At 57.6% G+C, this 21,913-nt stretch carries 14 protein-coding genes; 6 read left to right on the plus strand and 8 right to left on the minus strand.

What is annotated here, in order from left to right; translation table 11 throughout:
* Both NKJ15_RS20605 and NKJ15_RS20610 read right to left on the minus strand, forming a co-directional pair.
* On the minus strand, positions 1–1,126 hold a 1,126-nt coding region (locus NKJ15_RS20605), incomplete at its 3' end, for a calcium-binding protein (RefSeq protein WP_352817180.1).
* A gap of 753 nt (positions 1,127–1,879) precedes the next feature.
* A complete protein-coding gene (locus NKJ15_RS20610) occupies positions 1,880–3,814 on the minus strand; it encodes a calcium-binding protein (RefSeq protein WP_352817183.1) in 1,935 nt (644 codons plus the stop codon).
* 942 nt (positions 3,815–4,756) lie between these two features.
* On the opposite strand from NKJ15_RS20610, the gene NKJ15_RS20615 reads away from it, so the two are divergent.
* The 4 genes from NKJ15_RS20615 to NKJ15_RS20630 are packed head-to-tail and all read left to right on the plus strand — an operon-like array spanning position 4,757 to position 11,447.
* Positions 4,757–5,977, plus strand: a complete 1,221-nt coding sequence (locus NKJ15_RS20615) for a glycosyltransferase (RefSeq protein ID WP_352501390.1) — start codon at positions 4,757–4,759, stop codon at positions 5,975–5,977.
* On the plus strand, positions 5,974–7,230 hold the full coding sequence (locus tag NKJ15_RS20620; protein WP_352472460.1) for an O-antigen ligase family protein: 1,257 nt from the start codon (positions 5,974–5,976) through the stop codon (positions 7,228–7,230). Before NKJ15_RS20615 ends, NKJ15_RS20620 begins: the two co-directional genes overlap by 4 nt.
* 4 nt (positions 7,231–7,234) lie before the next feature.
* Positions 7,235–9,229, plus strand: a complete 1,995-nt coding sequence (gene asnB / locus NKJ15_RS20625) for an asparagine synthase (glutamine-hydrolyzing) (protein ID WP_352817368.1) — start codon at positions 7,235–7,237, stop codon at positions 9,227–9,229.
* A 1-nt stretch (position 9,230) separates the two neighbouring features.
* The gene (locus tag NKJ15_RS20630) at positions 9,231–11,447 is read left to right on the plus strand and encodes a GumC family protein (RefSeq protein WP_352472462.1); all 2,217 of its coding nucleotides are present in this window, start codon (positions 9,231–9,233) and stop codon (positions 11,445–11,447) included.
* Positions 11,448–11,742: 295 nt separating this feature from the next.
* On the opposite strand, the gene NKJ15_RS20635 is transcribed toward NKJ15_RS20630, so the two are convergent.
* The 5 genes from NKJ15_RS20635 to NKJ15_RS20655 all read right to left on the minus strand — a co-directional run bounded on the left by NKJ15_RS20635 (position 11,743) and on the right by NKJ15_RS20655 (position 17,742).
* The gene (locus tag NKJ15_RS20635; protein WP_352817186.1) at positions 11,743–12,792 is read right to left on the minus strand and encodes a class I SAM-dependent methyltransferase; all 1,050 of its coding nucleotides are present in this window, start codon (positions 12,790–12,792) and stop codon (positions 11,743–11,745) included.
* A gap of 99 nt (positions 12,793–12,891) precedes the next feature.
* Positions 12,892–13,941 (minus strand): glycosyltransferase family 2 protein, encoded by a 1,050-nt coding sequence (locus tag NKJ15_RS20640; RefSeq protein ID WP_352472464.1) that lies wholly within the window; start codon positions 13,939–13,941, stop codon positions 12,892–12,894.
* Positions 13,938–15,305 (minus strand): lipopolysaccharide biosynthesis protein, encoded by a 1,368-nt coding sequence (locus NKJ15_RS20645; protein WP_352817189.1) that lies wholly within the window; start codon positions 15,303–15,305, stop codon positions 13,938–13,940. The genes NKJ15_RS20640 and NKJ15_RS20645 overlap by 4 nt, the downstream gene beginning before the upstream one ends.
* A 343-nt stretch (positions 15,306–15,648) precedes the next feature.
* Positions 15,649–16,752: an NAD-dependent epimerase gene (locus tag NKJ15_RS20650; protein WP_352541735.1), complete on the minus strand. Its 1,104-nt coding sequence runs from the start codon at positions 16,750–16,752 to the stop codon at positions 15,649–15,651.
* A gap of 279 nt (positions 16,753–17,031) precedes the next feature.
* Positions 17,032–17,742: a helix-turn-helix transcriptional regulator gene (locus NKJ15_RS20655; RefSeq protein WP_352817192.1), complete on the minus strand. Its 711-nt coding sequence runs from the start codon at positions 17,740–17,742 to the stop codon at positions 17,032–17,034.
* A 286-nt stretch (positions 17,743–18,028) separates the two neighbouring features.
* On the opposite strand from NKJ15_RS20655, the gene NKJ15_RS20660 reads away from it, so the two are divergent.
* Positions 18,029–19,768 (plus strand): PAS domain S-box protein, encoded by a 1,740-nt coding sequence (locus tag NKJ15_RS20660; protein WP_352472467.1) that lies wholly within the window; start codon positions 18,029–18,031, stop codon positions 19,766–19,768.
* Positions 19,769–19,951: 183 nt separating this feature from the next.
* Here the strand turns inward: NKJ15_RS20660 and NKJ15_RS20665 are convergent, their stop codons facing one another.
* On the minus strand, positions 19,952–20,629 hold the full coding sequence (locus tag NKJ15_RS20665; RefSeq protein WP_023675618.1) for a LuxR C-terminal-related transcriptional regulator: 678 nt from the start codon (positions 20,627–20,629) through the stop codon (positions 19,952–19,954).
* Positions 20,630–21,140: 511 nt separating this feature from the next.
* On the opposite strand from NKJ15_RS20665, the gene NKJ15_RS20670 reads away from it, so the two are divergent.
* Positions 21,141–21,863: a nucleotidyltransferase family protein gene (locus NKJ15_RS20670; protein ID WP_023675619.1), complete on the plus strand. Its 723-nt coding sequence runs from the start codon at positions 21,141–21,143 to the stop codon at positions 21,861–21,863.
* Positions 21,864–21,913: the final 50 nt, after the last annotated feature.

Genomic DNA, 21,913 nt, shown 5'->3' on the forward strand with positions numbered 1-21,913 from the left:
CGGCGGTCGCAGTCGAACTGCCATCGCTTGCGATGAGGTGCGAAGGCGCCGTCGCGGTCGAGCTGCCATCGCTGGTGCTATCGCCGGTGGCGGCATGGGAAGGGGCGGCAGTCGAGCTGCTATCGCTCGTGGTGGCGCCGGCGGCGGTCGCAGTCGAACTGCCATCGCTTGCGATGAGGTGCGAAGGCGCCGTCGCGGTCGAGCTGCCATCGCTGGTGCTATCGCCGGTGGCGGCATGGGAAGGCGCGGTCGCAGTCGAGCTGCTATCGCCGGTTGCGGCATGGGAAGGCGCAGTCACAGTCGAGCTGCTATCGCTGGTGGCGGCGTCGGACGCGGGCGCAGCAGCACTGCTGTCGCTGCTGGTGATGTCTGAGGCCGCAGCGGTAGTGGTGTTGTGTTCCCGGAAAACGGCTTGCAGTTCCGAGGAGCTTTCAAGCGCGGTATCGCCGTTCTGCGTTCCCCACTTGTAGGTATAGTCGAAGGCGGGTGACGGAACCAGCTTGGCCCAATGATCCATCATGGTTTGCATCTGTTCGGCGGTGGGCATGACCTGTCTGCCGCCATCGGAAGTCTCCCAATTGCCGCCGCCAAAGGCCTGATAGACCGGAACGATGTTGCTGATCGGGATGCCGGATTTCACCGCTGCAGCCACGGCTCGGTCGATCATGTCGTAGTCGACCGTGTCCGTTCCCGTGCGCACCGGATAGGGGTCTATTCCAAAATAGTCGATATGCGTGTTGGCCGGATTGTAGGTGTTGGTAAAATCCGGATTGGTAGGGGATCCCATATTCATCATGGTGACGAAGGTCTTGGCGCCTGGAAAATGCTCATGGATCCAGTCGGATTCCGCCTTCAGGTTCTCGGCGGTTGCATAGGTGCCCCACCTGCCCGTGGGATCGGGCTCGTCAACCAGATAGAATCCAAACACATTCGGATTGCCGAGGAAGGGGGTCATTTTCTCGATGAAGGATGAAGTTACGCCCTCGTGCTCGTTGAGGTACACCAGACCCTTCATGCCGTCCGGCAACGCGTCGACTTGCGAAGCGTACTGAACGTCAGCCAGATTGAAGCCGGCAGTTGCGATTTCGGTGGCGGATCCACCCGACGTATAATGCAGAGTTGCCATCCAATATTCCTTTTTCTGATTTCGATAGCGCCCGGCGTCTACCTACAGACGGCGTATATTAGCGCCAAATCACATACAGACACCCGTCGATAGAATCATTGACCGTTTGTAGGAATGCTGCACGGATTGTGACTTATTTTGACAGCAGCGACTTAGGACAAGATGCTTATTGTCTTCTGATGTCAGAATGATGCCAGAATTGCGACTTTATTTTGAAGGCGCTGTAGTTTTTGAAGTTCCTCGATATTTTTATAATGGCTATACATTTATAGATTTTAATGCGTTAGACGTCAACTTTCGTACGGAAATTCAAAATGACGTTAACCTCTGACTCCGGGCCCCTCCACAGTTTCACTGCCCAACCAATTAGCTGTGGACAATTCGTAGGCATCTGCGCGCTCGTCACCTGGTATCGGTCGGCAGATCTCCGTGATCGAGATCAAATCAATTTAGGAAACCGCCCAAAAGGTGAGAGTAGGGCGGTTCCCAGCTGGAGAGCCTGAGGGCCTTGGCCGCCTGAGCACCGTCATGTGTCCGCCGCTCCGCTAAACACGGGGGCTGCGCGGCGGACACGCCGACGTCACCGCAATGCCACGCCATTTTGCTGAACTTGACGCACACAACTCGAACCCGCTGGGTGACGAAGGTTGAGCATCAGCCAGAAATGGGCATCCCGCTTTGGAAAAATCCGGTGCTTGAACAAAGATAAAGCGGCGGACCGTCTCGAATTGAAGGTCCGCCGTTCCGGGTCGTTCAGATCACAAGGAACGAACCTGCCGTAAGCGACAGACCTGGAGAGAGAGTGGCGAACTGTATTTGAGCTGCGCCGCCGATGCCGTCGCTGTCGAAAGAGAGCGCTCCGGTTGAGCTGTTGTAGATTATATGGTCGGAGCTGTCATGCGCAGCCGTGCCAGCAAAGAAAGCATCGGATGAAAGGCCACCCAGCTTAAGCCCGGCAAAAACGGCGTCGTCGAGCTGGATCTTGTCCTGGAGCTTGTTGAAGTCGGTGACCTTGTCGATATTGCCGGGTCCAAGGGCGCTGTTGAACACGAATGCATCATTGCCTCCGTTACCGGTCAAGATGTCAGCACCGCCGCCACCATTGATGATGTTCGCGCCGGCGTTGCCCTGGATGGTCTGGGCAAAGGCGTTGCCGGTCAGGTTGATTGCAGACGTACTGGACGGATTGGTGGTGGCGAGGAGCTCGATCTGCGAGCCGGCCAAAAGGGCATGGCTCACCGAGGCGAGCACTTTGTCGCTGCCGCCGCCCACTGCCTCGTAGACTTTGTCGCCGGCGTTGTCGACATAGAAGGTGTCGTTGCCGCCATAGCCGACCATCTTGTCGGCGCCGCCGCCGCCATTGATGATGTTGGCGCCGGCGTTGCCCTGGATGGTCTGGCCGAATTCGTTGCCGCTGAGGTTCATTGCCGTCGTCCCGGACGGGTTGTTGGTGGCAAGAATCTCAATCTCCGAGCCTGCTGAAAGCGTATGGCTCACCGAAGTGACCACCCTGTCGGCGCCGCCACCCACCGCCTCAATTACCCTGTCGCCGGCATTGTCGACATAGTAGGTATCGGGGCCGCCATAGCCAGCCATCGTGTCGGCGCCACCGCCGCCATTGATGATATTGAATCCGGCATTGCCCTGGATGATTTGGCCGAATTCGTTGCCCGCGAGGTGGATTGCCGTCGTGCCGGACGGATTGCTGGTGGCGAGAAGCTCGATTTCCGATCCGGCCGCAAGCGCATGACTTACGGAGGCGAATGCTTTGTCGGTACCGCCGCCCGCAGCCTCGATCTCCTTGTCGCGGATGTCATCGACATAATAGGTGTCATTGCCGCCATAGCCGATCATCGTGTGGCCGCCGGCGCCGTGGAACACATCGTCGCCGCTGGTGCCATACAAGGTGTCGCTTGTGTCGACTGGAGGCGGTTCGGTCCCAGTCGTTGCGAGGTTGTGCTCCCGGAAAACGGCTTGTAATTCCGGAGAACTCTCTAATGCGGTGTCGCCGTTCTGCGTTCCCCATTTGTAGGTGTAGTCGAAGGCAGGTGACGGAACCAGCTTGGCCCAATGATCGATCATGATTTGCATCTGTTCGGCGGTGGGCATGACCTGTCTGCCGCCGTCGGAAGTCTCCCAATTGCCGCCACCGAAGGCCTGATAGACCGGAACGATGTTGCTGATCGGGATGCCGGATTTCACCGCTGCAGCCACGGCTCGGTCGATCATGTCGTAGTCGACCGTGTCCGTTCCCGTGCGCACCGGATAGGGGTCTATTCCAAAATAGTCGATATGCGTGTTGGCGGGATTGTAGGTGTTGGTAAAATCCGGATTGGTCGGGGATCCCATGTTCATCATGGTGATGAAGGTCTTGGCGCCTGGAAAATGCTCATGGATCCAGTCGGATTCCGCCTTCAGGTTCTCGGCGGTTGCATAGGTGCCCCACCTGCCCGTGGGATCGGGCTCGTCAACCAGATAGAATCCAAACACATTCGGATTGCCGAGGAAGGGGGTCATTTTCTCGATGAAGGATGAAGTTACGCCCTCATGCTCATTGAGATAGACCAGGCCTTTCATGCCATCCGGCAATGCGTCGACCAGCGAAACATACTGAACGTCAGCTAGATTGAAGCCGGCGGTTGCGATTTCGGTGGCAGAACCACCCGATGCATAGTGCAGAGTTGCCATCCATAATCCCTCATTTTGATTCGATAGCGCCCCGCGGATGTCTGCCTACTAGAGGGTGTATATTAGCGCCAAATCACATACATGCAGGCTCTGATAGAATGGTTGATCGCCAATAGGAATGCTGCACGGAAGGAGTAACCTCCATGGACATAATAAATAAAGGACAAGGAATATTACCTCGCTAGGGGCCGTAGTTTTATCCGGACTATCTGGCTTAATTGAAAGACATATAGTTTAATATCTAAATTATACCTTGCATTTCTCTGAAATAAACTTTTGAATTATGTTTGTATCTAACTGTTCACCCGCGCATTGAGTGATCAGACAGACGTTCACCTAAGAGCCAGACCCCTCCACAGTCTCACTCCCGCAACCAATTAGTTGTGGATAATTCGTAGGCGTCCCCGCGTTCGTCGCGTGAAATCGGTCGGCAGATCAGGTTGCCGGCATCGGTACGGTCGAATCGGCTTATCCGCTGATCGCAAGGAGGCAGGTTGCGCCAGGAGTTGTGGCTGAGGGGGCCGACTATCATGCCTGGTAGCACAAGCGGGACAAACTGAGGCGCGAACCCGGACCGGGAGCTTAGGAATCCGATGCGCCCAGCGTAGAGCAGCCGTACAACGCACGACTGTGGGAAGCGCTTTCTTCGGTTGCCTTATCAGTTGCAAGTCCGGCTTGGCCGAACCCCTAGAGTTCGAGGCGCAATTCATCCGCGTACCCGTTCCTATGCACCACTAGATGCCGTCGAGGCGGTTCGCGATTCCCGTAAGGGCGTGATCCCTATGCAGTTTGCCTCATTCAAACAGACGAGGACAGTATGCAAGCCTCCTCCTACCGTATCCTTTCACGCGCACAGAAGTAACGAAGCAAACCCATGAAAGCAGATGCGAAAGGCAGTTACTTCACGCGACCGGAACACGGCGCACGGACGGGAGCTTCGAGATGAATCCGCATCTCGTTTGTGTGGGAGGCGAAGATCACGCCCTGAGAATTCCGTTCCTAATGTCGCTGCGCGAAAGCGGCTTCCGGGTCACGGCAGTTTCAACCGGCGATGAGGCTGCGTTTTTGCGGCATGGCATTCCGCATCGCCGCTACGGTTTCGACCGATTTGCCAGCGGCACTGGCGAGTGGACCGCTGTAAGAGCGATTCGGAAATTGCTTGCGGAACTCCGGCCTGACATCGTCCAAAGCTTCGACACCAAGCCTAACCTGCTGACACCCATTTCGGTGCGCGGAACGGTCCCGGTCGTGCGCACGATCAACGGCCTGGGCTGGACATTTTCATCGTTGGAACCGCGGGCTCTGGCCTTACGTCCAATTTTTTGCGGACTACAATGGCTTGCCTCCTTCTGGACGGCAGCGACGGTATTTCAGAATCGGGACGATGAGGCTTTCTTCAAGCGCTTTCGATTGATTGAACCTGGCAGCGGAAGAGTGATCCGCAGTTCTGGCATTGATGTCGATGCGTTCGCTATGGCGAGGCATCTTGCTCCGCCGGCGGCGAAAATGCGCCAGGAACTCGGGCTCCAGTCAGCAGAGATCGTAATTTTTGTGGGCCGGCTAACCCGCCAGAAGGGCATCCCGACGCTGCTCCAAGCAGTCCCCCGCGTCCTTTCTAAAAGGCCTAATGCGCGTTTCGTGCTTGTCGGCCCTTGGGAGTCCGAAGGTCCATTTGCAGTCGACAAGTCGGAAATCGATAGACACGCTCCTCATATCATCGCGCTAGGCCCACGACGCGATGTTCCAGCCCTTCTTGGCATGGCCGACGTGTTCGCCTTCCCCACACAATATCGAGAAGGAATCCCGCGCGTCCTGCTCGAGGCAGGGCTGGCGGGATTGCCCATGGTCGCCTCAAAGATGCCCGGCTGCAATGAGGTGGTCGAGGATGGATGGAACGGCTACCTAGTCCAACCTTACGACGCCGATGGCCTTGCATCTCGGATAGTCGACATCCTGTCCGACCGCAGTCACGGAAAAATCATGGGCGGTCGTTCTGTCGAACTCGTCCGTGAGCAGTTCGCGCTGCCGCGGGTGGTCGCTCAGTATTGCGATCTGTACGAAAATATCCTTGGCGCCAAATCCCACGGTGGCCTCGCCCGACCGGCGTATCCGATCTTAATTAGAGACGATGCTGTCAGCGGTAGATTGGATGTGCGCCGATGATCCGGGACGCGATCCTGGCCTGCGGGCTCGCAACGACCTATGCGGAGCAACTCGACATTCCCGGGTCGCCCTTGGGGATTGGCGAACTGTTCCTCGTGCTTTGGATCATGCTGTCGATCGCGCGCGTCCTTGCCGGCGGTCGCCTGGAGACCAGGCCGGCGCTGACACTCCTTGCAAGTTACTGGACGATCATGGCGCTGGCTCTGGGGGTCGGCACCGTTGTCGGCTATCTGACCACAGTTCTATACCTGACGGGCCTGATGCACGATACGATGGCCTACCTGCTGTTGGTCAGCGTCACCTGCCTTGCCGCTGCAGAACCCGACGCCGACCGCCATCTCCGTCGTACTGGCTGGTGGGTCGTGGGTATCGCGAATATGGCCCTTGCCATTCAGCTGGGACAGGGCTGGGGCTGGATCCCCCGAGCTGGCGTCGATCCCTGGTACTGGGACCGCTTTCGCGGCTGGTCGCACAATCCAAATCAGCTCGCGCTCTACTGCGCAATCTTTGGCCCGCTAGCCTTGCATCTTGCGACCACCACCAGCAATCGATGGGGCAGGTTTCTTGGGATCGCCAGCTTGTTCCTAACCTTCTATGTCGGGAGGCTGACAAAGAGCGATACCTATTTGTATACCAGTATCCTGACCTGCCTGACGTTCCTCGGGCTGCGGATCAGGACATGGCTCAAGACCGGTGGCAACAGGGGCAGCTTTTCACGGCAAGCCGTCCTCCTGTTGCTCGTCGGTATCCTTCCGTTGGCGATCGCGATAACCCCCTACGCCGTGACGGAGGCGAGCGTCCTCGAAAACTTCGCCAAGGGCCTGACCAAGGACAAGGGCGGCGAGGCCACTGCCGAAACCGCCGCACTCCGCGTGCATCTCTGGGACGAAGCAATAGAGAAGGGCGCGGAATCCGGGTCGTTGGGCCTTGGTCCAGGTCCGCATCTCGAGCGCCCATCAGTGTTCGAATCGCAATTTCTGGAACGACCCTTCGAGGCTCACAACACGATCCTCGACCTGTACACTCAAGGTGGACTTATTGCGGTTCTGGCGCTGGTCTGGATCGTCAGCGCCGCCATCGTGTCGGTATGGCGTGCGAAGCTCGACGCGCTGTTAGCGCTCGTGGTGTCAATCGCTATTTTCGGAATGCCGCACCTGATCATCCGTCACCCGATCGTGTGGTTTGCGCTGACCATCTGCCTTGTCGCCGGTGCTCCGAAAGCAGTTTCTGCAATCTCCAACAATCCGGGTTAATGGCATGTGTGGTATTGCCGGAATTCTTCTTGCTCCCGATTCAGCCGACACGAAGCCGCTCAAGGCAATAGAGCAAATGACGGCCGCGCTTCGTCACCGCGGACCGGATGGCGAGGCATTCTGGATACGTAGCGAAGCCGGGCTTGCCTTCGGTCACAGGCGTTTGGCCATTGTTGATCTGTCGGAGGCGGGCTGCCAGCCAATGCATTCCGAAAGCGGCAGATACGTCATTACGTTTAACGGCGAAATATACAATTTCCGCGATCTGCGCTGCGAACTGGAAAGTACAGGTCGTCATTTCAGGGGCACCAGCGATACCGAGGTCATGCTTGCCGCTATTGAGAATTGGGGCCTCGAAAAAGCACTCACACGCTTCGCCGGCATGTTCGCGCTAGGACTATGGGATCTGAAGACGAGGACGCTCCATCTCGCCCGCGACCGAATGGGCAAAAAGCCGCTTTATGTCGCCTCAACACGTGATGCGCTTGTTTTTGCCTCTGAGTTGAAGGCGATCACCCGTTTTCCAGGTTTTTGTCAGGAGCTCGATATCAATGCGGCCGCGGCGATGCTTTCGAACGGATGGGTACCGGATGACAGCTGCATCTGGCGAGGCGTGTTCAAATTACCGCCGGGTTCGGTCCTGTCGGTGACGGCAGCTGACTTCGCCGCGTCGCGAAGTGCCGCCTCGCTAGCGCATCGTATTCGATACTGGTGGTCGCTAGCCGAAACCGCCGCCAAAGGGCGGGCGGAGCAGGTCGTCGGCAGTGACGAAGAACTTACCACTGAACTGGATGGCCTGCTTCGACTTGCCGTTCGGGAGCGCATGATCGCTGACGTTCCGCTCGGGGCCTTCCTGTCGGGCGGAATAGACAGCTCGACGGTTGTAGCCCTGATGCAGGCTCAATCGGACAAGCCGGTGCGCACGTTCACGATCGCTTTCGGAGAGGGCGGGTTCGATGAGGCTCCCCACGCGGCGGAAGTCGCGCGGCATCTGGGCACCGACCATACCGAACTCCACCTTTCGGCTGCCGTAGCGCGCGAAGTCATTCCAGAATTGCCGCAGATCTGGGACGAGCCTTTCGCTGACGAATCGCAGATACCAACTCTGCTGGTGGCGCGGCTCGCCCGCCGGCACGTTACGGTGGCTCTGTCGGGTGACGGTGGCGACGAATGCTTCGCCGGCTACGCCCGCCACTTCATGGCTGCCCGCCTGCGACGACAGCATACTCTGCCGTCGGCACTGCGTCGGGCGCTCGCGGCAGGCACTGGGTTACTGGCCCGTGCAGCCCGTCACGATCTCGTCGGGAAGCTGCCGCTTTCGGAGGGTGCACGGCATGCGCTGCGGGGCGACCGGCTGGATCGCCTCGCTCAGCTACTCGCTGCAGCCGATGAGGACGAGTTGTTTCGGCGACTGACGAGATCGTCGACCGAGAACCTCAGCCTGCACCAGCCCCCCTCATCAATCCACGTCGAGCACCGGCTTGATGGGCTGCTGTCCCGTCTTTTGTATGACGATATGGACGGCTACCTGCCCGGCGATATATTGGTGAAGCTGGACCGCGCCAGCATGGCCAACAGCCTCGAGGGGCGGTGCCCGCTACTCGATCATCGGGTTGTCGAATTCGCCTGGCGCCTGCCGACGAATACCAAGGTTCGTAATGGCAAAGGTAAGTGGATCCTTCGTCAGCTGTTGCGCCGGTACGTTCCGCAGCGACTGATCGAGCGGCCAAAGCAAGGTTTCGATGTTCCTATAGCAGTCTGGCTGAGGGGCCCGCTGCTCAGTTGGGCAAACGATCTTGTCGCCGATATGCGCATCTCCGGAGACGGAATTTTCGACCTTGCGAAGGTGGATGCGTGCTGGCGCGGTCACGTCGATGGCAGGCACGACCATTCTCGCGAATTGTGGCCGGCTTTGATGTTCCAGGCCTGGCACAACGAGGCAAGGCGGCCATCGCCGCCAGCAACGGGTTCTCGCGTGCCCGAACTTACAGGAGATTAAGATGGAAGGGTCCATAGTTAGCCGCATCCACCTTCCGCACGTTACCGAAATGCACTTGCCTGCGCGCGAAATCACTCCGCGCATGAAACGGCCGTTACGTGAGCAGATGGACACGCAAACCCCGCTCCATCAGCTCCTCGTTACCCTCTCAAGAAAAAAGTGGTTCCTCCTGGCCATGGTCGTCGCAGGCGGTGTCTTGGCCGCGCTTGGAGGGCTTGCACGGCCTGCCCTATACGAGGCCACCACGCAGGTAATCGTCGACGCACCTAGTAGAGCAGCCCCTGCCGGCGGCTTGATCTCTGCTCAGGATCAGCTGGATTCCAGCATTGACGACCATATCACCATGCTCTCATCGCAAAGCCACCTGCGAAGCGTAGTGGCAGCGCTGCGCAAAACGGATGCTGCCAATGGTGCTAAACAGGCTGGTGCTCGAACCGGAAACCATCCTCCGAAGCCTGTTGGCGTCGAGCCGCTGAATTTGCGCTCGGTTCCAGCCGATTTGCTGGCCAAAATTTGGCCGCGAAGCACGCCGGCGGCGCCAGATGCGGCTGAACTCAAGGTGCTGCGTGAAGGTATGAGGATCGGCCAGGAGCTGCGATCGAGAGTTATCAGTGTCGGCTTCACCGATCACGATCCGGCGCGAGCCGCTCTGATCGCCAACACGTTCGTCGAAGTGTATATTGGCGATCTGGCAAGGAAAAGCCAAGCGTCGGACAGGCTGGAACTCGACTCGATAGTCTCCGGGCTGCCGACTATACAAAGCAGTCTGGCAGAAGCGACCGATCGTCTGGAGAGATATCGGTTGAGCCATGGCGCGGTCGATCAAGGTGCGGCGGACAATGCTGCCAAGGAGACAGCCGAACTCACTCAGCAAATTTCCTTGTCGAAAGCGGACCTCTCCGCAACGGAATCCCGACTCCAACACATTCAGGACTTGCGAAAGGGGGGCGCGCCCGTTGCCTCGGTAGCCGAAGCCATCGGATCACCCTTGCTGGCCGATCTCTTGGCAGGCCAGGCCAACGGCACGGCAGATGAGAATGTCACAAATGCGATCGATCGTGAGATCGAACAAGAAATCGCCCGCGTCGCCGCTGAGGCAAACATCTATCGCTCCCAGATTGCGGCGCTGCAAAAGCGTAAGGATGTCCTAGATGCGGTTGTGGCCGATACAGCCGGCCGGCTTTCCGGACTGCGTGCTCTCGAGCCGCAGGTCAGCATCCTGACGCAGCGCTACAACGACCTTTTGACCCGGCAACAGGACTTGATGCGGCGTATTGCAAGTCCATCCCCCGGAGTCAGGCTTCTCTCAGCGGCGTGGCCCCCTACCAATCCAACGACTCTTTCGCCAATTTTTCTTATTCCGCCTGGCATGGTCGTGTTTGGCCTGATTGGAGGGATTTTCATACTTGTCCGCCAACGCTTCGATCGCACTTTGCGCGGAGAGGCCGAAGCTGAAGCAGCGCTCAAGGTTCCGTGCCTCGGGCTAATACCCCAGGCTCCCACAACGCACGCGAAGCGACTGCAGCAGCTGGTTTCAGGCCAGCAGGGGTGCAGATACAGCCGCGCCGTGACGTCCCTGCTTGTCGCCGCGGCGCCCCAACAGGCAAGGGATTACTCGAACATAATCTTGATAACATCCTGCGGTGAGGATGATGGCAAGACCGAGCTCGCATGGAGCATGGCCTTGGCGGCCACCAGACTTGGAGGGCGAGTACTCTTCATTGATCTGGACCGCACGGACCACCGCCTTACGGGCGAGTTTGTGAAGGAATTCAGCGCACGTAAGCCGCACAATTTTTTCGGAGACTATGTGAGTGACCGTTGTGCACTGCACGATGCGATAGCAGGAATGTCGGCGATCGGGATCGACTTCATGGCGCTCGCACCGTCGGAGGATCTGCTGCCCTTGCTGTCCAGTGTCGACGGCTCCCCTTTCAAAGATGAACTGCACTCGATCTATCGGGTCGTCATCATAAATGGACCGCTGGGGCTTGAGGGACCAGAGGCCAGGCTCCTGACAGGCTGGGGTGACGTGGTTCTTTTCGCCGTTCGCTGGGCGAAAACGCGACGCAGCATCGCGCGAGGCGTTTTGGACCTGCTTGCGGGCGATGCACCAGCTTCGGTCCCCGTCGCAAGCGTTCTCACGAAGGTTAATCTCAGGAAGCACGCTGGTTACCGGTTCGGGGACAGCGCTGACCTCTTGCTGGAGAGGACATGACGAGCGCGGCTCTTGTTGTTGCGCACTTCCCGCTTGGTTGAAAATCACCGCGCTAGGCGCTGCGCCGATCGGCTGCTGGGCGCGGGCCATCCGGCAGTAGCTGGGGTTGTCGCGGAGAGATCCATCCGGAGCGTGGGTCCGAAGTGTCACAACGGAACCTACGGCCAGGAGCCGCCGGACGGGCATTCATGAATTCCGGACCCCATCTGAGGCAACGCGCCTGACGCCGTCCTTCGTCTGCTTGGCATTCACCGCGCGCCTAGTGGTGTCGAAATCACCCTTCACGCGGACCCGCTCATCGCTGCTTGGCTTGGCGATGAAGCCGTAGCGCAGGTGACGAGACTTTGTCGATCTTTGCCCAGAGTGCGCTCCCCCCCATCGTCGATGCATTCCTGACCGCGTATGCCCATGCCGGCAACCGCGATGGTGAAATCGCAAGGGCAGTCAAACCTTGCGCAATCCGTTGCGCTTTGCTTCGCGGCAGGGCGCGCACGAACTCACTCACGCTACCTGGTTTCTCTCCCTTTCGGAAAAAGCTGTGGACGATGTCTTGTTTCAGGAATTTGGCGAGATTGAACGGCTCCCGCTCGCACTTGCTCAATTGCAAGCCGTGCCGCTGACATATGGCATCGAAGGCTTCTTTCGTCCATCGGCCGATGTGGTTTGGTGGCATGTCTATGAGCGAGCCATGGGACTCCATGTAGTAAGTTCTGTTTTCATTTGGCACGGCGATAAAGGCAGATCCTTGCGCCTTCAAAAGATATTTCAATCGAGCAAAAACGTCGTCCACTTGGTCCATATGCTCGAAGACTTGAAACATGAAAATAAAGTCGAAGGACTCTTTCATAGAATCGAAGCTGTCCATCCGAAAATCGCCTGAATAGGTCTTAAAGCCTTTCGACGCCAGTACAGACCTCGCCGTTTCGTTGTAGTCGACCGCAGAGATGTCGGAAACATGGAAGAATTTATTCTTGATGCGATCGAGAAAATATCCGAACCCAGACCCCACTTCGAGGGCAGTTTTTCCGCCAGTCTTCAGGCCCGCGAGCTCTTCGATAGTCCTTGAATATTCCCATTTCATGGTCGGATAGGAAGGGTACGCCCAGGCTAAGTTATAAAATTCAACGCCGCCAGCGACGAAGGGATCTGCAAAACCGAATCCGCAATCTGCGCATTTGCGGATATCGCATGTGTTGCTGCCCCAGAGATCCGACAGGTGGCTTGTTAATTTTCGAGAGCGATCGGGGTCCTGACGCGGATTGATGAAATGTCGAGAGGCCTCATCTGCTGTCACTTCGAACAATTTCGCGGTTGATACACTGGCACACGCCGGACAAATGGTCATCTCGCTTACCCCTAAAGGCCAGACCGAAGGAAAGCCGCCTTCGACGGTATATGATGCGCCCCAGCCCGCCCGCCGTCGCGCTCGACGATGCCGCCATGCTCAGAAGCTAAATCGTCTCAGGCTACGCAATCGACCCAGTCTCGGGCGGATCGCGAACACGTAAGTAAGAATGTGCTGGCTCGCTATTTTCATAACTGACGGGCGAAGAATTTGCATCGCATCTCGGATCGTCGCCCGCCAGGGTTGCTGGTGGAATCTGCTGGGAAGACGAGCAACCCGCAGCGCCCGTAACAGAGTCTCAGGGCAGGGAAGATGTTTACGATCCTCGATGAGGTTCCAGTTAAGCTCTTTGACGGCAAGCGTTACCTGATCGACCTCATCGAAACTCTTGGTTGTAGTGATGCTCGGGTGGTTCGTCGCGTCGTAGAAGATCAAGCCATCGTTTATCGCGACCATGTCTCCGTGGCAGGCCAGATCGACAAAGAACAGCTGGTCGACTCCAGCTGGGATTGAATTATGGGCGCGCATCAGGCAACCCGCGTGAATGACGTCGCGGTTGATCAAAAGCGTCGATGGGATGATCCCAAGGCTCCGCGTCGTGCGGACCAGATAGAGGTCCGTCAGGCATTGCTGGCTTGAGTAGACGGAAATTCGTTGCCGCCCCTGCGGTGGCAATCGGAATTTCATCCGATCGTCCTCAATTATATTGGCTGCACAGGTCATGAATGCAGCTGAGGGATGCTTGGTGGAAACCTCGGCAAAGGTCTTGAGTGCGCCCGGGGCGAGCCAGTCATCGTCATGGAGCAGCTTGATCCATTTTCCGGCGCAAGCGAGCATGGCATTGTTGGTATTCTCTACCTGACCGCGGCCCCGGCAGTTTTCGACAATTCGGATGCGAGGCTCGGTCCGCGCATACTCGGCCACGATTGCCCAGGTCGGTCCGTCCCGGCCCTCGTCGTCGCTGACGACCAACTCCCAACTGGAAAAATTCTGACTCAGAATGCTATCCATTGCCCGGCGGATCGTGTCCGGTCGGCGAAAGGTTGGGATTGCAACTGAAATGAAAGGGCGCAGTCGCGAAGCATCAGCGCGATGATGTTGGTCAACCACAGCGGTCGTTTGGAGCTGATCAAGCTGCGATTGTTTCATGGTGCTTTTCCCTCGAGATGATGACCTTGTTTTGGTATGGCAGCTCCCGCTGGTTTAATGGCATGGCTCAAAATATACAGAGAGGCCGCCGTTTTCAGTGCAAACCCGACGCCGCCGCCGGCCGCCATCAGATAAATGACCTTGAGTGGTTCCCAACCTGCCTCAGCACCGGCAAGAAGCGGACCAAACACCAGCGCCGTCCGCGCGCCGTCGACGAGAAGCCGTAGCTCCTGCCGGCGCAGGAGAGCTGGGACATCTTGAAGCGGCGTCGCCAACGCCTGCGCAGCCCCCATGAACGCCAGCGCGGTCATAATGTCTGCGGCGGGAACCCAGGGCGGGCCCAGCAGGGGGACGACAATATATGGCGCAGCCAGGCCAAGCGCCAATATTGGCAATGCAGTGAGGCAGGCTGAAAGCATCAAGAGGCCGCGTGCGGTGCCGAGCAGATGTCTGCGATCACTGTTTTTGTTCGCCTCGGAGACAAAAACATTGCTGAGCGGGGTGGCGATCAGCGTGACCGGCGCAGTCACCAGCCGCGCTGCCACTCCCAGGTAACCCGCAAAAGCGGCGCCAAACAGCGAACCAACAAGTATTGCGGGAAGATTGATAATGGCGAAACTCGCGAGAGCTGAGGGAATGTCAAATAACGGAAACTTGTATTCTCGCCTGGCGACGGCAAAGACGGTACGCCACGGCGCTCGGGCGACGCCGTGTAAGTCCTTCCAGCTCAGAATCCGAGAGCCGAGGAGTCCGATAAAAATGAATTGGCTCAGGATATGGGCATGTACCATCGACTCACCTCCGAAATGGGCGAGCCCAAAAATCAATTGCAGCAGGGCCATGGTCGCCGGCAAGATCAGCCGGCCGAGGGCGAAGTCTCGTAGCAGGCCTGCGCGCAGGCTCCAGCAGTTCATGGCTTCGACGAGACCTGCGCCCGCCATCCCAAGTGGAACGAGCCAGGCGAGGTGGCCGACCCGCGCTGGAGCGATGCTCGCCCACAGCAGTCCTGCCGCAAAGGCGAGGACACTCGTCACCGACACAGCCAGGAGAATGAGCTTAACAGTCACATACGCCCGCGCATTGTCCTTGACACCATAGAGAGAGGCCTCGAAACGCAGTGCTGCGATCGCGCCGAGGATGTTTACGATCGAAAGATAAATCGTGAAGATCCCGAAATCTGCCGGGGAATAGAGCCGGGCCAAAACGGGAACAGCGGCGACGAGAGTCAACTGACCGGCAATCGCCATGGCCGAAACGCCTCCTGCCGCGCGCAGAATACTGCCGATCGGGCTTGGAGGAACACGGGTGATTATTTTCTCGACCGTAGGAACCGTCCTGGATCTCAGAAAGTAGCTTTGGGACATGAGCTCGCGATTCCGAGGAGGCAAAATGCGGTTGACCGGAGCTTACGATGGGGCCTGAACGTCACCATCATCCATCTGAATGACATCGTTCGGCGGAGCGGCGATGTAGCGAATTCTTTGTGCTCCGGGCGGGGCACAACTGCAGCTCTGAAATTGAGACCGCTCGTTGGACTTGCCCGCGATGAACTGATTTCTGCGGGGATCGCGCGGGCATCGATGCTCGGGAATGTCGTCGTCACGTTATGCGGTACCAACTGGATCTTTTGACCAGACCAGCAGCCGCGACAAGGATGGCCGACGCGTGGATTCGTCGCTCCGACAAGGCGCGGATTACACGGTGGGCTTACACATGCATTAACGTTTGTTGCTGTGTGCTGGCTGCGATGTTCGTTCCATGAAAGTCCCGGTACCATTCGACAAAGCGTTGCACTCCGTCCTCGAGCGTTGTCGCCGGGGCGAAGCCGACAGCGTTACGAAGATCACTCACGTCGGCGCGAGTCTCCAGAACGTCGCCCGGTGGTAGAGGCACTTCCACGCGAATCGCCCGGCAGCCAAGGGCGGTCTCGATGAGCGAAATCAGCCGGTTAATCTCCTCCGGCCGGTCGTTGCCAATATTATAGACGCGGTACGGTGCAGAACTTGTGGCGGGATCTGCGGTAAGAAAATCCCAACCCGGGTCGGGTCGCGGCGGTGCAGCGAGTGCTCGAACCACCCCCTCAGCGACGTCGTCGATATAGGTGAAGTCTCGCCACACGCGGCCGGCATTGGCTACTTCGATTGGTTTCCCCTCGATAATCAAACGCGTGAACATGTAGACTGCCATGTCGGGCCTGCCCCAGGGGCCATAAACGGTGAAGAAGCGCAGTCCGGTCACGGGCAAGCAGAATAAATGACTGTATGAATGCGCCATGAATTCGTTTGAACGCTTGGTTGCGGCGTACAGACTGACAGGATGGTCTGCGCCGTGATGCTCAGAAAACGGTGTGGTTCGATTTGAGCCGTAGACGGAGCTCGACGAAGCGTAGACGAGATGACTAACGCCGAAGTGCCGGCAGCCCTCAAGGACGTTGAGAAACGCCACTATGTTCGATTGCACATAGCAATGCGGGTCAGCAAGTGAATGACGCACGCCGGCCTGAGCCGCGAGATGGACAAAGTGTGAGGGGCGAAATTCTGAGAACAGCAACTGAACGCGGGCGGCATCCGCCAGATCAATTCGCATCGAAGTGAAGCCCGGCTCGGCACAGAGACGTGCAAACCGCGCTTCCTTGAGTCGTGGATCGTAGTAGGGGGTGAAATTGTCGACGCCGATGACTTCGACACCCAGACGCAAAAGCCGCAAGGCGACGTGAAAACCAATGAAGCCTGCAGCACCGGTGACGACGATCGGTCCTATCGGGACGAGTTCCTTCACGGCGCGGTCTGACCGGGATCGGGCGGTTTCCATATTTTCCGCAGAAAGAACGGAACCACCGTTTAAATCATGATCCAATTTTTTGCCCCTTCGACGTCACTCGACAGTGTCGAATTGCCTATTCCGAGATCCCGGCCAATTGTGCCGGGATGTTATGTGCCGGGGCGTCGGCGTCGGCACAGGTGAGCAGGCGCCGGCCACGCGCTGCGCAACGTGACCTGCCAAGCTAGGTTGGAACGGCCTCCAGCACCGGTCGACCAAGCCCCGTCGCATGTGGATGCCGCCAACTAGACCCCAACAACTGCGCGGCCCTTACGGCAGGACCGAAATACGCCCAAGAAGGGCCACCAGTTCCGCCTGGCGTTTTGTTTCGGTCTTGGCGAACAGCGAGGCAAGCTGGGAACGGATCGTGGTGCGGCTGAGACGCCAGCTGCGAGCGATCTCCAAAGGTGCGTCGCCCTGGGCCAAGCGCAAGGCGAGGTGCGTTTCTGCGCTCGTCAAGCCAAACATTCTTTGCAGCGTCCGAGGATTTGGCCCCGACCTGTTGTCGCGATCCAGCAGCGCCACAATGCTTGTTCCGTCGGGAGCGATAACGCCGTTCTCGTTCAGTATCACCGGTCGGTCGCCCCTGCTGCGGATCACCACCCAAGACAATGAGCCCGGCAGGAATTGGCCCGGAACATTCGCGATCAGCCGCCTTAGGGCGGCCGTAAGTCCGCTCGCCGTGTCGGCCGCTTCGCCCTGGCGCTCAAGCGTGGTTTGGGCGGCTGCGTTCCACTCGACTACTTTTCTTTCGCGATTCAACACGAGATAGCCACAGCCAATGCGATCAAGCACGCCGGTTATGGATTCCAGACTGCGGCCTTTTGGTTCGCCGAACCTTGCGCCCAATGGATCCGATGCGCGATCGGGAACGTGACCAGAAGAGGGCCGCGTATTCCGCGCTTCAAAATCATACTTGGTCCTCGTAACAATATACCGATTGTTCGAAGAAGCATCGACCTGTCTATCGATCAGATTCATTTTCTACCCCTAACCCAAAGTTTCACACGCCCGAAATAAGTATTCGGGATTCATGTAGTCTTCTATGTGTAGCTGGATTATAGTCTTCTATGCGCTGACGGATAATACGTTCATCATCACCTTGAAAACTTAATATGATCCGACAGTTCTAAGGCAGCTCTTAGGCCCCGCTGCGTCCGATAAAATGCGCGCTATGATAGCGGTATGGCAATCCGGCAGTGGTACTAAGCTGTACGTTTTTTGCTCTAGTCTCGACGGGCTAGTCAGAAGGTTGTAGTCTGTGTCCATGAGCTCGCAGTCGCGCAGGTCGAATTCGAACCCGTCGGGCAGATTGCTAACTCATATTGCGTCTGCATCGGTGTTAGCTGCCACACTGATATTTGAAATAAAATCGTCAGCCTATATTGGGCAAGGCGCAAGTTTTCTGGAATTTATTCCGGCTATTATTATTATCGCTTATCTCGAAGACCGCGTACCTGCGCTCGCTGCGACCATTCTGATGGTTGCTGTCGGGCTGTGGGCACGAGGACACGATCAGATTTCAAGTGGAGACTGGGCACGCGCAATCCTGCTTCTGGTTTCGGGTGGCGTGATTGCCATGACCTTCCATCGTCTGCGGCAGGACTTGCGTGAGTTGCTGGAAGTCGCGGAGGCCAGGCTCGCTGCCGTCGAGGCGACCGAAAGCCGCTATCGTTGGGCCTTCGAACGTGCTGCCATGGGATTCGCGAACACCAACAAGAAAGGTGAGTTGCTGCAGTCCAACAGACGCCTTTGTGAGATGACCGGGTACAGGGAGGAGGAGCTTGCCCAATTACAGCTTGATACGCTCGCCCATCCGAACGACCGGGATACCTTGGCGCAATTGCTGGCGAGGCTGGGCAATGACATTTCTTCGTTCGTTTCGGAGGTGCGTCTGTCACGAAAGGACGGTACGGCATTCTGGGCCAGGCTAACGCTTTCTTCGTCCGTGCCCGAGGGTGGCCTCTCGGAGAGCATCTTCGTGGTGGTCGACGATATTTCGGAACGACGCGCTGTTCACGAAGCGCTTCGGGCCCAGAAGGAATGGCTGGACCTCGCTCTGTCTGCTGGACGCTTGGCCACGTGGCGCATAGACCTTAAAGACGGGATAGTCACGGGCTCGGACACGTTCTGGGACATTCTCGGCCTGGCCCAGGCCAATAGCCGCAGTTTGGAGGAGCTGTCAGCTGTCGTTCATCCGGCGGACTGGCCGAAGCTGGCGGCATCGAGAAAGGCCGCACCATCGGTCACGAATTACGATGTCGAGATACGCGTCCGCCGACCGGACGGACATATCCGCTGGGTTGCGCTGCGCGGAAGGGAGGAAAGACATGATGATGGTGGACAGCGGCTTGGAGTGGCCGCCGACCTGAGCGAGAGACGACAAACCACGCTGCTGCGCGCCGCGGCAAAGAAGCGGGAGCGCATTATGCTCGAACAACGCCACAGGTTCGGCAACGTTTTCGCGGTGATCACTGCGCTCGTGAAAATGGTCGATGCTCCTGGAAACAATGTTGCCAAATACAAGGAAATGCTGATCGACCGGATACGCGCGCTTGAGGCAACCCATCTGCTTCTTTCACGCAACGGCAGCGTATCGGGGACGCTAAACGATCTCGTTGCTCAAGAATTGCAACCATATATGGGAACACGCGCCATATCGGTCGGCGGTCCTTCCGTGACGATGTCGGGAGGCGCCGCCGAGAGTTTTGCGATGATCGTTCACGAGCTTGCCACCAATTCCATGAAGTATGGAGCGCTTGGCGATCCAAAAGGCCGGATCGACGTAAGCTGGACGTTCGCACCTGAAGACACAGGCAGCGAGATCGGGTTCGAGTGGGTGGAATCGGGGCGGCGGCGGACCTCGAGCGTAGTCCGTCATGGCTTCGGTTCCATGATAATCGGAGTGGATGGAGCGCCGCTTGTCGGTCACTCTCCCAGGCTGGAAATATCGGACCAAGGGTTACGGTATTCGCTGCGGCTGTCACGCAAGGAAATCGGATTGTAGTGCAGTGCTCCAATCGGAAAGCAGATATCTAAAGGCGGGTCGCGCTGAGCGGCCTTTGAGATGCGCAGGGTTCCTTCCAAGAATGTCGTCGGCCCAAAGCTGCGCCGCGGCTTTGGGATATGCAGTAAAATGCATGAGGAGTCTTGCGACGCCGTTTGCACGTCCAAAAGGACGCGCGGCGCTCTAGCTGGCATGTCTCGAAAGCCAAGTCTTCAGCATAACGGCAGCCTCGGTCCGATTGCGTACCCCCAATTCACGCAGAACCGCAGCAGCGTGGATTTTCGTGGTCGCCTCCGCGATTTCCAGATCGCGCGCAATTTCCTTGTTTGAATAGCCTTCCGCCATCAGCTTGAGGACTTCCTTTTGCCTCGAAGTCAGCCTGCCAAGGTTGACGCCAGCGGTACGCCTCTGTGGGCCTTTGTCGTCGGAATGGGTATGCGCGTGGGTTGTTTGCGTCGCTCCCGGGCGTGACAGAAGTGCAGGAACATAGATGCGGCCGGAGAGGATTTCATTGACGGCCAAAACAACCTCTTCGTCCGTCTGCGATTTTACGATGTAGCCGTGAAGCCCGATCGACAGAGCTGTGAGTATTTCCGAGCGTGAATCGTTTCCGGAAACGATCGCAAATCGCGTGTCCGGATAGGCAGACAGGATCCCGCCGAGCACTTCTTGATTGAACAGGCCCGGCATATTCAGATCCAGGATCGCAAGATCCACGAACGACTGCTCCGCCAGCAAACTGAGCACCGCGTCGAAACAGGACGCTTCAAAGATCTCCACACCTGGAATGCCTGCGGTCAGTGCCAATCGCAAGCCGCGACGATACAAGCCGTGATCGTCGGCGATGACGATTCGATACATTGAACTACCCCAACGCCTATCTGAATGGATTGAACGGTAATGGCCTGAAAATCGTGGCCATCCACTCGTCGATTCATCCAGCCGACGCTGCGGCACCCCCAACACCGCAAACGCCAGATTTCTAATATAATCTTAAATGACGGGAAACGCTCCTCTTTTTTTGTCCCTTGTGAGCGAAACCCGCCGAACGTCGTCGAACATACGTTCTGACCTTTTGGACAGCTGACAGACCGGCCGGTCGTTCAGCAGTGCTATAGGCCTAAAGATATAGAACAGCAAAACGGCTGAATTGTTACCATTCGAATGCACGACGACATCCACCCTGACGGCCACATACCATCCAGATGCAATGTCCGGATCAGGGGACAGTGGAGTAATCTCACCGGTCTTCTACGGGAAATCTCACCGGTTCTTCTGAGGGGACAAGAACGCGTTTCCCGGGTGCTGACCAGGGCAGGATAGCCGGCCCGTGACGATGGCGTTCAGGCCGAATGAACAAGGGAGGACCAGGATGAAAGCGGTTATTCAATGTGGAGGAATGGGAACACGCCTCCGCCCCTTCACTTCGGTCTTGCCGAAGCCGCTCATGCCGATCGGCGCACGGCCGGTTCTCGAGATGCTTCTGAAATGGTTGCGACGCAACGGCATTCAGGAAGTTTATATTACAACCGGGTATCTCGGCCACTTGATCCGCACCGTGTGTGGAGATGGCTCGCAGTGGAACCTGAAAATTCGATATACGCAGGAGATGGAGCCGCTTGGCACCATCGGGCCACTGTCTTTGATCAGGGATGAACTGACGGAGCCATTCATCGTTCTCAATGGCGATGTCCTCACGGATCTAAGCCTCAGTCGATTTGTAGCAGCGCACCGTAAGCACACCGATCCAGTGACAATCGCAACAGCCTGTCGCCTGATCAAGATGGATTTCGGCGTCATCGACGAAGTCGACAATACCGTGCAGGTCTTTCGCGAGAAGCCGACGCTTTCGCATCTGGTCAGCATGGGAATTTACTGCATGAACCCGGATGTTCTGCAGTTTATCCCATCCGGCATACCCTTTGGGTTCGACGACCTGATGCTGCAGATGATGCAGAACGGCACAACCGTGCACGTGTACAAGCATGAGGGTCTCTGGCTCGATATCGGGCGCGTCGACGATTTTCAGAACGCACAGACCATTTCCTGGGAAGACCAGTCGGCCTCGATCGAGGTCACTGCGACGGCTGCATGATGATGATGAAGTCACGAGCCCGGTTCCCACAGTTATCAGTCTAGGAGGTT

The organism is Mesorhizobium sp. M0207 (genome assembly GCF_040321995.1).
Lineage (GTDB): Bacteria > Pseudomonadota > Alphaproteobacteria > Rhizobiales > Rhizobiaceae > Mesorhizobium.

What these genes read in the sequence shown, in the direction of transcription:
- NKJ15_RS20655 (WP_352817192.1), bottom strand. Translation starts at nt 17,742, where the DNA reads ATGAATCTGATCGATAGACAGGTCGATGCTTCTTCGAACAATCGGTAT.
- NKJ15_RS20630 (WP_352472462.1), top strand. Translation starts at nt 9,231, where the DNA reads ATGGAAGGGTCCATAGTTAGCCGCATCCACCTTCCGCACGTTACCGAA.
- NKJ15_RS20635 (WP_352817186.1), bottom strand. Translation starts at nt 12,792, where the DNA reads ATGACCATTTGTCCGGCGTGTGCCAGTGTATCAACCGCGAAATTGTTC.
- NKJ15_RS20665 (WP_023675618.1), bottom strand. Translation starts at nt 20,629, where the DNA reads ATGTATCGAATCGTCATCGCCGACGATCACGGCTTGTATCGTCGCGGC.
- NKJ15_RS20615 (WP_352501390.1), top strand. Translation starts at nt 4,757, where the DNA reads ATGAATCCGCATCTCGTTTGTGTGGGAGGCGAAGATCACGCCCTGAGA.
- NKJ15_RS20620 (WP_352472460.1), top strand. Translation starts at nt 5,974, where the DNA reads ATGATCCGGGACGCGATCCTGGCCTGCGGGCTCGCAACGACCTATGCG.
- NKJ15_RS20660 (WP_352472467.1), top strand. Translation starts at nt 18,029, where the DNA reads ATGAGCTCGCAGTCGCGCAGGTCGAATTCGAACCCGTCGGGCAGATTG.
- NKJ15_RS20645 (WP_352817189.1), bottom strand. Translation starts at nt 15,305, where the DNA reads ATGTCCCAAAGCTACTTTCTGAGATCCAGGACGGTTCCTACGGTCGAG.
- NKJ15_RS20670 (WP_023675619.1), top strand. Translation starts at nt 21,141, where the DNA reads ATGAAAGCGGTTATTCAATGTGGAGGAATGGGAACACGCCTCCGCCCC.
- NKJ15_RS20650 (WP_352541735.1), bottom strand. Translation starts at nt 16,752, where the DNA reads ATGGAAACCGCCCGATCCCGGTCAGACCGCGCCGTGAAGGAACTCGTC.
- NKJ15_RS20610 (WP_352817183.1), bottom strand. Translation starts at nt 3,814, where the DNA reads ATGGCAACTCTGCACTATGCATCGGGTGGTTCTGCCACCGAAATCGCA.
- asnB (WP_352817368.1), top strand. Translation starts at nt 7,235, where the DNA reads ATGTGTGGTATTGCCGGAATTCTTCTTGCTCCCGATTCAGCCGACACG.
- NKJ15_RS20640 (WP_352472464.1), bottom strand. Translation starts at nt 13,941, where the DNA reads ATGAAACAATCGCAGCTTGATCAGCTCCAAACGACCGCTGTGGTTGAC.